This is a genomic window from Streptomyces sp. BE303 (genome assembly GCF_036290945.1).
Classification (GTDB): domain Bacteria; phylum Actinomycetota; class Actinomycetes; order Streptomycetales; family Streptomycetaceae; genus Kitasatospora.
Genome location: NZ_JAQYWZ010000959.1, coordinates 124,103 through 136,187, shown reverse-complemented (window position 1 = coordinate 136,187; position 12,085 = coordinate 124,103). Strand labels below are relative to the sequence as shown.

General features: G+C 75.6%; 10 protein-coding genes. 8 read left to right on the top strand and 2 right to left on the bottom strand.

Annotated elements, in window-relative coordinates:
* Positions 1-39 precede the first annotated feature (39 nt).
* Positions 40-300, bottom strand: coding sequence for a hypothetical protein (locus PUR56_RS41225; RefSeq protein ID WP_329881041.1), 261 nt, complete (start codon positions 298-300; stop codon positions 40-42).
* A gap of 87 nt (positions 301-387) precedes the next feature.
* Here PUR56_RS41225 and PUR56_RS41220 point away from each other — a divergent pair, with 87 nt between their 5' ends.
* Entirely contained in the window at positions 388-591 is a 204-nt protein-coding gene (locus PUR56_RS41220) for a hypothetical protein (RefSeq protein WP_329952747.1), read from the top strand.
* 271 nt (positions 592-862) lie between these two features.
* Here the strand turns inward: PUR56_RS41220 and PUR56_RS41215 are convergent, their stop codons facing one another.
* Positions 863-1,849, bottom strand: coding sequence for an aminoglycoside phosphotransferase family protein (locus PUR56_RS41215; RefSeq protein WP_329952746.1), 987 nt, complete (start codon positions 1,847-1,849; stop codon positions 863-865).
* A gap of 420 nt (positions 1,850-2,269) precedes the next feature.
* On the opposite strand from PUR56_RS41215, the gene PUR56_RS41210 reads away from it, so the two are divergent.
* The 7 genes from PUR56_RS41210 (at position 2,270) to PUR56_RS41180 (ending at position 12,043) form a co-directional block, all read left to right on the top strand.
* Positions 2,270-3,538, top strand: coding sequence for an Hsp70 family protein (locus tag PUR56_RS41210; protein WP_329952745.1), 1,269 nt, complete (start codon positions 2,270-2,272; stop codon positions 3,536-3,538).
* A gap of 136 nt (positions 3,539-3,674) precedes the next feature.
* Positions 3,675-4,571 (top strand): TRAFAC clade GTPase domain-containing protein, encoded by an 897-nt coding sequence (locus PUR56_RS41205; RefSeq protein ID WP_329952744.1) that lies wholly within the window; start codon positions 3,675-3,677, stop codon positions 4,569-4,571.
* A 131-nt stretch (positions 4,572-4,702) separates the two neighbouring features.
* A complete protein-coding gene (locus tag PUR56_RS41200) occupies positions 4,703-5,761 on the top strand; it encodes a hypothetical protein (protein ID WP_329952743.1) in 1,059 nt (352 codons plus the stop codon).
* 4 nt (positions 5,762-5,765) lie between these two features.
* Positions 5,766-7,457: a hypothetical protein gene (locus PUR56_RS41195; protein ID WP_329952742.1), complete on the top strand. Its 1,692-nt coding sequence runs from the start codon at positions 5,766-5,768 to the stop codon at positions 7,455-7,457.
* Positions 7,454-9,583, top strand: coding sequence for a dynamin family protein (locus PUR56_RS41190; protein WP_329952741.1), 2,130 nt, complete (start codon positions 7,454-7,456; stop codon positions 9,581-9,583). The genes PUR56_RS41195 and PUR56_RS41190 overlap by 4 nt, the downstream gene beginning before the upstream one ends.
* 13 nt (positions 9,584-9,596) lie before the next feature.
* Entirely contained in the window at positions 9,597-10,532 is a 936-nt protein-coding gene (locus tag PUR56_RS41185) for a TRAFAC clade GTPase domain-containing protein (protein WP_329952827.1), read from the top strand.
* Between the two features lie 47 nt (positions 10,533-10,579).
* Entirely contained in the window at positions 10,580-12,043 is a 1,464-nt protein-coding gene (locus PUR56_RS41180; RefSeq protein ID WP_329881032.1) for a GTPase, read from the top strand.
* Positions 12,044-12,085: the final 42 nt, after the last annotated feature.

Here is a 12,085-nt window from a genome sequence, read left to right as displayed (position 1 = left end):
CCCCGGGCCGGTCCGTCCGGCCGGTCCTTCGGGCCGGGTCTACGAGCCGGGCCGGCCGTCGTGGCCCGCGGCGGCGTCGCGGGCGGCCCGTTCGCGGGCGCGACAGGGGAGGTGGCGGCTGAGCGCGTCACTGCAGTTGGCGGCGGCCATGCGGCGCAGCAGCTCGGCGGTGCGGGCCGTGAGCGGGCGGGCCCAGGCCCGCAGGGCGGCGTCGGCGCGGGCGTCGAGGCGCTCGACGGCCGAGCGGATCCGGGCGAGGAGACGGACGGTTGTGCGGAGCGGGTGGTTGAGGCGGTTCACGCGAATGCAACCTGACCTTCACCTGTGCGGTTCCGCCCGTCGGTCGCCCGGCCGATGGCAGGGGCCGCGTCGCGCGCCCCTCGGCCCGTGCTCGCGCCGACCGACGGCGCGGGTCGGCAGGAGAGCCGGGAGGAGCGTCGGGAGGAGGGCCGGGAGAAGGTCCGCAGGCGGTGCGGCTACCGTTCGGCCGGGCGCGGGACGTTCGGCCGGCGGCGCCAGCCGGGAGGCGGCGAGCCAGGCGGCACCGAGCAGCGCGGTCGCGGCGAGCGGCACCAGGACCTCGGGACGTGACGACGGACGCCACGGCACGAACAGCACGGCCGCCAGGGCCGAGGACCCGGCGAGCACGGCGGCGTAGCCCGGACCGGACGTCCGGGCGGTGGCCCGCCGGCCGATCCGGTCGGGCGGCGGCCGGTGTGCCACCGGCGGCCGGTCCGGCTCGTTCAAGGCACCCCCCGCGCCCGTCGGTCCCGCGGGACCAGGCCAGGCGTCGACCGGGGGTGGCGGCAGGTGCTGTCCGGGCTCTGAACCGCCGTCTCCGTGCGGAGGGACGCAGGCCGGTTCACGGTTCCACGCCCTGACCGAGGCGGTGCCGGATCAGTGTGGTGGCGACGGCGACCTGGGACGGCTCCAGGGCGGTCCGGCCGTCCTCGACGTCCCAGAGGGCGTTCTGCAGCACGCGGCCGAGCGTCCAGCCGGCGGCCCGCGAACGGTCCAGGCCGAGCGTGCCGGTCAGCAGGTCGAACCGCCGGAGAACGGTCCGTTCGGTGGCGGAACCCCGGTGCGCGGCGTCCCACCGTTGGTCGATGGCCGGGAGCAGGTCGAATCCCGGGTCGCCCGAGAGGGGTTCGGGATCGATGGCGAGCCACGGGTGGCGCTCGCCGGCGAGCACGTTGCCGTCGTGGAGGTCCCAGTGCAGCAGCCGATCACCGGGCTCGTCGAGCAGTGCGGTCACCGTCGAGGCGCAGGTGCGGAGGAGGCGTCGCTCGTCGGGGTCCCGAAGGGAAGGGACGGCCCGGGGTGCCTCGTCGACCATCGCGGCGGCGAGGTCCCCGAGGCGGCGGAGCCCGGCCGGGGCGGGGACGGCCGTCAGCCGGGCCATCAGGCCGGCGAGGACCGACAGCGCGGTGTCGTCGTCGGCCACCACGCCGAGCGGCCGGGCCGCGTCGAGTCGTTCGAGCAGTTGGGTGCCGGTGGCGGGGTCGTCGTCGAGCAGCAGGACGGCGCCCTCGCCCCGCCAGGCGCGCAGCCCGGCGGCGACGCCGGCCGTCTCCTCGCGCACCTGTTGCAGCCGCAGGACCGCGGGGGAGCCGTCGGCCCGCAGGACGGGAAGGACCAGCGAGGCCATGCCGTGGGCGGGCGGGCCGTCCGGTCGCAGGGTCCAGCGGTCCAGGAACTCGGCTGCGAGGGAGGGGAGTTCCCCGATCCAGGCGCGCTCGGCGACCCCGTGTGCGCCGTAGGCGGCGGCGAACTCCTCGGGGACACGAACGGGGGCGAGGGCGCGAACGGGGACGGGGGCTGTATCGGGGGCGGCGTCGCGGCTGCTCAAGGGGGCCTTCCTCGTCGGGGCCGGGCAGGTTGTGCCCGGCGGGTCGTGCCGGTTCGGTCGCTGCACGGGGTTCCGCCGAGCAGTGGTTCCGACTCTCGCACGTCGGCCGGGAGGGTCGGCCGCCGGGTGTTCCGTCCCCATTCGGTCACCTGACGGAGTTTCGGCCTCCGGGTACGCGGAGACTGGGGGCCGGCGCCCCGGACCCGGGGCCGAGGTGCCGGCCCCCTGCCGTGCCGCCGACGCCTCGGCGCCGAAGCGGCAATGTGCATGCCATTGTTACAAAATGTCCCGACCCGCTTCAGAGTTGCCCGTGGGGGCCTAACATCCTGCGCGGGACACCTGGGGCTGCTGCCCCGGCTGTGCTTCGCCGCGCACTCGCGTGCCGCAACTGCCTTGTGAGGAAACGTGTCTGACTGGTCGTTGGCCATAGATTTCGGCACCTGCTTCACCACCGCGGCGGTTCGCGTGGCGCAGGCCGGTCCGGTGGTGGCGGTCGAGATCGAGAACAGCCGCTACCTTCCCTCGCTGGTCTGCCTGGACGACGCCGGGGCGCTGCTCACCGGCCGCGCCGCCGTCCAACTCGCCGCCCAGCGGCCGGAACGGGCGGAGCTCGGCCCCAAGAGGGCGCTGCTCCGCCAGCGGGCCGTCCTGCTGGACGGCCGTGAGGTGGCCACGGTCGACCTCGTCGCCGCCGTACTGGCCCGCGCGGCGGCGGAGGCCCGTGCGCAGAACGGCGGCGGCGCCCCGGCGCGCACCGTGCTCACCCACCCTGCGGACTGGTCGCCGGTCGATCTGGGCCGGCTCGTCGAGGCGGCCGTCCGGGCCGGTATCGACGACCCGGAGCTGCTGGCCGAGCCGGTGGCGGCGGCCCGTTTCCACGCCGCCGCGGCGGCCCTCGGGGCGGACGCCGGTGAGGCCGGGCACGCCGACGGCTCCGCGCCGTACGAGGACCGCCCGATCGCCGTCTACGACCTCGGCGGCGGGACGGTGGACATCGCCGTACTCCGCCGGGAGGGGGGCGGGTTCAGGGCCGTCGCGGTCGCCGGCAACCCGGACTTCGGCGGCCGGGACCTCGACCAGGCCCTCTTCGAACTGCTCCGCGACCGCGCGTTGGACGTGGACCCGGCCCCCTGGTACCGGCTCTGGCCCGATCCGGCGTCCGCTTCCGATTCCGATTCCGCCGACGCTTCCGACGTTGCCACCGCCCACCAGCGTTTCCAGCTCGCACGGGAGTTGACCCTCGCCAAGGAGTCCCTGTCGAGCACCGGGACGGTCTACCTCGCGGTGCCCGGCTACCGCGACCCGTTCGTCGTCCAGGGCGGCGAGTACCGGGCGGCCGTCACCCCGGCGCTCACCGCCTCCGTCGAACTGCTGGAACGGGCGCTGGCCCGGGCCGGAGTGTCCCCGGAGGACCTCGCCGCCGTCGTTCTGTGCGGCGCGGCCGGCCGGACTCCGGTGGTCGCCGACCTGATCGCCGCCCGTCTGGGCCGGCTTCCCGAACTGGCCGCCGATCCCAAGGCCGTGGTCGCGCTCGGTGCGCTCACCGACCCGCCGGCTTCGCCCGGACCGGCGGACGGCGCCGGCGGTGCCCACGACGGCGCAGATGCCGGCCAGAGTGCCAAGCGCTGGGCCGTCACCCACTATCCGGACGAGGACGACCCCCGTCTGGACGGGCGCCGGCCCCTCTGACCCCTGATCCGGACCGACCCGCCCCGGAACGAACCGCCGGGCCGGGACCGGACACCGCACCCCCAACTCCGTGTCCCGCCCGTCGGGAGCACTCCGACCGGACCCGCCCGCCTCCCGAGGAGCCGCGAGGAATCGCATGGACATCGTGATGCTCGGCCACCATGCGGCCGGGAAGACCAGCTACCTCTCCCTGATGTACGCGGCCATGTGCGACGGCGTCGAGGGCATGACGCTGAGCACCGCCGACACGACCGCCCACCGCGTGCTGACGTCCGGCGCACGGGACATCCTGAGCGGCCGCTACCCCCGGCCCAGCGACCGGCCCCGCGCCTACGACTTCGTCCTGCGCCACGACGGGGCCGACGTCTTCCCGTTCCGCTGGAAGGACCACCGCGGGGGAGCGCTCACGGAGCACCGCAGCGACAGCCGGCAGGCGGCCGACCTGCACGACGACCTGGTCGCCGCCGACGGCATCGTGCTCTTCGTCGACGCCCTCCGGCTGGACACCGACCCGGAGGCGGCCGAAGCCGTCCGGCGGCTGACGGTCCGGGTCCACCAGGCCCTCGCCGACCGGGAGGAGACGCTGACACCGCTGGTGATCGCCCTCACCAAGGCCGATCTGGTCGACCTCGGGGCCGACGACGCGGAGGACCGGTTCGTCGGACCGTTCCGGCCGCTGATCGAGGCGGTCGCCGAAACCCGCCACATCCAGGGGGCGTTCATCCCGCTGGTCTGCGGACCGGAGCCGGAGAACGTGGCGCTGCCGGTGCTCTGGACGCTCCGCTTCGGCATCATCGGGCGGGCGATGCGACTGTCCGCCTCGATCGACAGCCTGATGGCCTCCGCCCAACTGGCCGATCAACGCGACACGTTGTGGGACCGGGTTAGCAGCTGGTGGGACGACGTGCCGTCCTGGGCGGCCCTCCGGGACCGTGACCGGGCCCTCGCCGCCGCCGAACTCTCCCTCCTGCAACCACTGGTGGAGCCGGCCGAGCGGTTGGGCGAGCTGTTGGAGGACATCCTCTCGTTCTGAGCCACGGTCCGCCCCCGCCACCGTGGGACCCCGCCCCGACTCCCGATCCGATCCCTCCCAGGCACCACCGGCAGCGCCACCACCATCGGAAGCACCGTGACCCTCGACCTCGCGAACAGAGGACCGCGTCCATGGACGTTCCCAGCATTTCCGTGACCATGATCGGAGCCGCCGGCTCCGGCAAGACGGCCTACCTGCACGGCATGTACAACCGGTTGTCGTCCGGTCTGAAGGGCTACTACCTCTACACCACCGACCCCGACCGGGACCTCGACCTCGCCGAGCACTGGGCCAGGCTCCGCCGCACCGGCGAGATGCCGAAGCCCACCCCGGACGACGTGCCCGTCACCTACGAGTTCGTGTTCCGCCGTGGCATGCGCGACCTCATGCAGGTCGACTTCGTGGATTTCCGTGGCGACTCCTTGGCCGCCCCCCGCGGCTCGGCGCCGGACGTCTCGCGGCTTGCGGAGCGGCTGGAGGCCACCGACACCATCATTCTCGCGCTGGCCTCCGAGCACGTGGCCGAGTGGGTCAGGGCCGGGGCCCCGGGCAGCCTCGAACGGGCCGGAGACCTGATGGAGATCCCCCGGTGCAGCATCGCGATCTCCAGGGTCTTCAGCAACCGCTTCCGCGCCCGCCAGCCTCCCCCCGGTGTGGTCGTGCTGCTCACCAAGGTCGACCTGTTGGCCGCGCGTACGGGGATGAGCGCCGCCGAGGCGCTCCAGGTGGTGGCGAGGAACCTCGGGAACCTCGTCCCCGCCCTCGCCGGGGAGGAGGCCGAGGGCGTCACGGTGGCGCTCTGCCCGATCCAGCTGGGCGCCTTCGGCGAGGGCGATAGGACCATCGTCGACGCGACCCGGATCAGCCCCAAGAACCTCCACCTGCCGATCGTCTTCAGCCTTCGCCACTACCTCAGCGAGGGCATCGCCCGGAACGAGCACGAGATGGCGAGGCTCTCCGCCGGCCTCGACTCCTCCCGCGGCGAACTCGCCGCACTCAGCCAGGGGCTGTTCGGCGGCATCTTCAGGGGAGACCGGAAGAGTTCCGCCCGGCAGCAGATCGAGCGGCTCGTGGCCGACAGCCGGGCGACCTCGGCCGACCTCCAACGGGCCCAGGACCGGTGCGCCGAGTTGGACCAGGAACTGCGAGGGATCGCCATCTACCGCGACGGCCGATTGCTGACGGACTGACACCATGACGAATCCTCCGTACGGGCCGTTGCCCGACCACACCTCCGACGCCACACCGGCGGCCGACCCCCGGCCCGCCGGAGCCGATGTGTCCGCCACTCCGCCCGGCGGCTGGTCCGCCGTCGTCTACGGCCGCACCCTGCGGATCGACCAGTGGTGGCGGGCCCTGCCCGCCGGCGTCGACCGGCAGGGCCCGCTCGCCGAGGCCGTCCGCACCGCGGTGGCGGGCGGGGACCGCCTGGAGGACGGGCCGCGCTTCGTGCTCCACCGCGACGAGCACGGCGTGCTGCTCGGCGCGGCCTGCGAGTTCGGACTGATCAGCGACACCATGGTCCGGGACAAGTTCGACCGTTTGCTCTACGGCTTCGTCGGCTGGTACAGCGCGGCGCCGGTGCCCGGGCGACTCCCCGAGCTCGCCGAACTGGAGGACCACCTGGTCCCCTGGGGCGGCCGGGTGTACCGCGACTGGACGGCGCCGACCTGGGAGGCGGCCGACCGGCGGGAGGCCGAGCCGCGGGCGACCGTGCCGGTGGCCGCCCCGTGGCCCGACGGGGCCCCCGGGACGGTCGGCGAGCTGCCGCCGACGGGCCGATGGCTCCCCGCCCGCGCGGACGGGGCCCACCTGCTGCCCGAGTCGGAGGCGGGGGCGCTCTGGTCGGCGGCGGCGTCCGTGCCCGATCCGTGCCTCCTGGTCACCGGCTGGCGCCGCCGCACCGACGCCGACCTCGCGCGGCTCACCCATCTGACCAGCCGGGACGGCCGGGCCTACGAGCTGCTGTTCCGCCCGCCGCCGGCGCCGCCGACGGCCACGCGGTTCACGCCGAACCAGGCCGCGGGGGATTCCGCCGGTCCGGCGGCGTCCGGCTCCGGCCGGTCGAAGCGCGGTCCGTCGAAGCCGGGTCGGTCGAAGGCGGGAACCTTCGGGCCCGGGGCGCCGCACCCGTCGGGCCCGGGAGCCGTGGATCCGGCGTCCGGCGGTTACGACGGATACGACGGGGGGCGGCGCGGGGCCGTCCACGGGGCGGGAGGCGCCGGACACGACGGCCCGCGCCCGGGAAAGGGCCCGGACCCGGCGGAACCGCCCGGGCAGTCGGTCCTCGGCCAGCTCCTGGGCCAGGCCGGTCGGTTCCTGACCGAGGTCGGCCGCAAGGTGGACTCCGCGCTGGCCCCGCGGAGGAGGAACGGCGGGCGCCCGGCCGACCCGTACCCGGACACGGCACCCCGTGACCCGTACGCCGAGGTGCCACAGCACGGCGCTCCGGAGGGGGAGGCCCACGACGACGGGAGGCCGTACACCGGGAGGGCGAGCGGGGACGACTACGTCTCTCCCGGCCCCAGCGTCGAGCGCCCCCTGTTCGGGCAGACCCGCTCCGTCACGCCCCAGGATGCCGACTACTCCGGCAGGTTCGGCGGATTCGACGACCCGGAGCCGCCCGTCACGCCGTCGGGTCCGGCTCCCGGGCCGGACGCCTCCGGTGCCCCGTCGTCCGTCCCGTCGTCAGGCTCGGTGCCCGCTCCGCCGAGCGTCCCGCCGTCCGTTGCGTTGCCCGACCCGCCGGCCGACCCGCCGCCTGCCCCGCCCCGCCGGCCGTCCGACCCGCCGACCGGCGGTTCCGCAGGGCCCGCCGGGCGGCGCGCGAACCCGCCGGCCGACCCCGGCGACCGGACCGACTCCACCACGGGAGAACCCTCATGACCACGCCCCGGGCCGAAAGCCCCTCCCGCGCCCGCGTGCTGGACTTCGCCGGCCGCACCGCGGACCTCCTCGAACGCGCCTCCAGGGCGGCCGCCGCCGAGCCTGCGGAACCCACCGACGACGCCGGAGCGGGCGGTGCCGGTTCGACCGCCGAGCACGCCGCCCGACGGGTCCGGCAGGAGGCCGCCCGGGCCGCCGACGGCGCCGCCTCGCTGGTCGTGGTCGGGGAGAAGAAGCGCGGAAAGAGCTCCACGATCAACAGCCTGGTCGGCGTCTGGGACCTCCTCCCGGTCGACGCCGACGTCGCCACCGGTGTGCACGTCGTCGTCCGCCACGGCGAGCGCCCGCGCGCCGAGGCGTTCCTGCTGCCCGTGGCGGGGTCCACCACCGGGGCCGGGGCCGGGCCCTCCGACGGCACCGACCCGCTCGGGAACCCGGCCCCGGCGGGGGAGCCGGACGGGCGGCCGAGCCCCGAGCCGATCCCGCTGGAGCGGATCGCCGAGTACGCCGCGGTGGACCCGCTCACGGGCCGGCCGCACCGCCTCGACGTCCACCACGTGGAGGTGGAGCTGCCCGTCCCGATGCTCGCCGCCGGCCTCGAACTGGTCGACACTCCCGGTGTCGGCGGGCTGGTCAGCGGTCACGCCGAACTCGCCCTCGCCGCCCTTGAGTGGGCCGACGCACTGGTCTTCGTGGTCGACGGATCCGGCGAACTCACGAGCTCCGAGCTGGAGTTCCTGGCCCGCGCGACGGAGCGCACCGTCGAGACGGTGTTCGTCCTCACCAAGACCGACAGCCACGACGCGTGGCAGGCCGTCCTCGCCCGCAACCACGAGCTGATCGCCCGGTACGCACCCCGGCACTCCGGGGCCTCCTGGTTCCCGGTCAGCAACCGGGCCCGGCGGGACGCCGCCGAGGCTGCCGACTCGGGCTCGCTCCAGGAGGCCGCCGAACTGCTCTCGGAGAGCGGCTTCGAGCCGTTGGAGGAGCTGCTGCGCCGTCGGGTCGCCGCCCGGGCCGCCGAACTGCGGCTCGCCAACCTGGTCCACGTCGCCCTCGCCGCGATCGCCGGTCCGCTGGCCGAGCAGGAACAGCGCCTCCGCTCGCTCCAGCAGGACCCGACGCTGGCCGCCGAGGTGCAGGGTGCGGAGGAGGCGCTGCGGCTGCTCCAGCCGGAGAGCGCCCAGTGGCGGCGGGTCCTGTCGACCGGTGCCCGCGATCTCAAGAACGCCCTCCAGCTCGGCTTCCGGCGGAGCGTCAACGACGTCCGGCAGTACGCCGAGGGGCAGATCGCGACCTCCGAACCGGGGACGCTCGCCCAGGAGTTCCCGGCCGACCTGGAGGCCCAGGTGGAGGCGGTCTGGCTGCAGCTCGACAATGCCGCCCGGAGGGGCCTGGCGGTGCTGGAGGAGAAGGTCCGGCAGGAGTGCGCGGCCGTCCTGGACGCCGCCGCAGGTTCCGGTCCGGAGGGGGAGACCCCCGGCGCCGAGCTCGTGCCCGTGGACGGCTCCGCGGTCGTCCTCCGGTCCGAACGAGCCGGCCTGCTACCGGAGATGGTGCACTCCAAGCACCGCGAGGGCGGTCCGCTCGGGGTGATCGAGAGCGTCGCGCCCTCGCTCGGCACCGCCGCCACCTTCGGCACCGTGCTCAGTCTGCTGACCGGCGGCATCCTCGTCCCGGCCGTCGCCAGCTACGCGATGCTGGCCGTGCTCACCCGTCGGCGCCGCCAGCGCACCGAACTCGGCCGGGTGCGCGGCGACGCCACCCGCCACCTCAACCGGGTGCTCACCGAGCTGAGCACCGAGATCCCCGCGCAGATCACCAGCCACGTCGACGAACTCACCGACCGGCTCGGTATCGTCCTCGACCGGGCCATCGCGGACGAGCGGGTCCGGCTGGAGAAGCAGCTCGCCGACCACCGCCGCAACCTGGCCGTCTCCGGGGCCGACCTCGCCGCCGCCCGGGACCGCACCCGGCGGCGGATCGCCTCGCTCGTCGTCCTGCGGGACGAGGGCGCCGCCCTGGCCCGGTCGCTGGGCGCTCCCGGCGACCCCGGCGACCCCGGCGCGTCCGGCGCGTCTGGTGCCGACGGTGCGTCCGGCTCCCCGGGCCCGGGACGGAGCTGATTTCGTGGACCTGATGAACCTGCGGCTGGTCGCCCTCGGTCACAGCAACGCGGGCAAGACCACCTACCTCTCCTCCATGTACGCCCAACTCGCCACCGGGTACAAAGGGTTCACCCTGCGCGACGTCAGCGAGGAGGACGGGCACGATCTGCTCCGGGCGGGCCGGGCGGTGCGCCGCGGCGTCTACCCGCCGATCTCCTCCCGCCGCACGGACCACCGATTCCTGCTCACCCACGGCCGCCGTGACGTTGCGGCCTTCGACTGGACCGACTACCGCGGCGGTTCGCTCACCAGCACCGCCGCGGACGATCCCGAGACCACCGGACTGCTGGCCCGGCTCACCCGGGCCGACGGGCTGATCGTCTTCGCCGACGCCCAGCGCCTCGCGGCCGACGTCGGCAGCCACGAGGAGCTCCGTCGCACCGTCGTCCTGCTCCAGCGGGCGGTGCAGCCGCAGTCGGCGCCGCTCCCGATCGTGCTCGCCTTCACCAAGGCCGACCTGGTCACCGACCCTGCCGCGTGGGCCCTGGCCAGGGAGGCGACGGCCCCGCTGGCGGACCTGATCGCCGGTGAGGAAGGGATCCTCGACCTGTCGGTGGCGGTCTCCTGCGGGTCCAGGCCGGCCGGAGTCCTCGTCCCGGTGCTCTGGTGCCTCTCGGGCCTGCTCACCCACCGGGTGCAGGTGGTGGAGTCCGAACTCGCCGACTCCCGGCGTCTGATCAAGGAGACCCGCACGGACGCGCACGCGGTGAACAGCATGGTGTCCTGGCTCAAGGGCGTCGAGAGCGCCACGGCCAAGCTCAAGCGGTACGAGGAGTGCGCGCGGATCGAGAAGGAGGAGCTCGGACGGCTCCGCCGGCCTGCCCAACGGCTGGCCAGGGTGCTGGCCCGCGTGCAGCGAGGGACCGTACCGCCGGTCGGCGACCTCCTCCCGGCGGAGGCGCGGTGACCGGAGTCCCCCCGCCCGGGCCCGCGTCGACGGGCGGACCGAGGCCCGTGGAACTCGCCCCCCTCGTGGGCGAGTTCTGCGCGGACCTGGCGGCCGGGCTGCCGCCGGGTCCGGCCGTCGGGGCGGTGCGCGCCGTGCGGGAGCGCCTCGACGAGCGGACCCTGCGGATCGCCGTCGGCGGCCGGATGAACGCGGGCAAGTCCACCCTGGTGAACGCCCTGCTCGGGCGCCGGCTCGCCGCCTCGGCCGCGACCGAGTGCACCACCGTGGTGGCCTGGTTCCGGCCCGGCCCGCTCAACCGCGTCCAGGTCCGGCGGCTCGACGGGACCTCCCACTGGCTGGCCGGCGGCCTGCCGCGCGATCCCCGCGGCCTCGGGACGCCGACCGGGGAGATCGCCGAGGTGGTGGTTGAGGCCGCCGGACTCCGGCCGGCCGGGGACTGCGTGCTGGTCGACACCCCCGGTCTCGACTCGCTCAGCGGTCTCGACGCGCCCGCGCTGGCCGCGCTCGCCCGCGCCGACGCCGTGATCTACGTCATGCCGCACCCGGGCGCCGGGGACGCGGAGGCGCTCGGCGCCCTGCGCGCGCAGGCCGACAGCCGGATGACCGCGCTCAACGCGGTGGGCGTGCTCAGCCGGATCGACCTGCTCGGCGACGGCCACGGTGACCCCTGGCCCCGGGCCCGGCAGGTCGCCGACCGCAACGCCGAACGGCTCGCCGGGCTGGTGGACTCCGTGCTCCCGGTGGTCGGCCTGCTCGCGCAGACCGCCCTCGGCGACGACTTCACCGAGTCGGACGCCGCCCTGGTCCGCCGGCTCGCCGAGACCCCCGCGGCCGAACTCCGCCGGGCCCTGTACACCGGCAGCCGCTTCCTGGGCTGGGACGACGCCCCGCTCACCCGGCCCGATCGCGAACGGCTCCACGGCCTGCTCGGCGTCTACGGCATCGACGTCGCGCTCCGGACCGCCGACCGGGCCAGGGCGACGGGCGGTCACGTCGGCGCCGCCGTCCTGCTGGAGGAGTTCCGGAGGACCTCCGGCATCGGTGCCGTCGTCGACCACCTGCGACGGCAGTTCGTCGACGCCGCCGACGTCCTGCGCGCCGCCGCCGCCCTCGGCGCGGTCGAGGCCGCGCTCGGTGCGGGCGACGGCCTGCCCGCCGACCTGGTCCGCCGGGCGCGCACCAGGATCGGCGAGCTCCGGCAGCATCCGGTGCTGCGCCGACACGAGTTGGCCCGGGCGCTGGCCGCCGTCGCCTCCCGGCGGCTCGAACTCGCCCCGGACGCCGTCGACGCGCTGATCGCCCTGGCCACCGGGCGCACCCCGGCCGCCCAGCTCGGGCTGGAGGCCGGGGCCGGGCCGGAGGACCTGCGCCGGGCGGCGGCGCGGGCGGCCGGGTACTGGCGCCGGCTGGAGGACGGCCCGCTGCGCGACGCCGGCCGGTACGCGCGGATCGCGCGCGAGCTGTGCGAGGCGATCTACTTCGCCGCACCGCCCGGGCCGCCCGCCTGACGTCCGGCCGGGTCCGACGTCCGACCGGGGGTCCGACCCGGT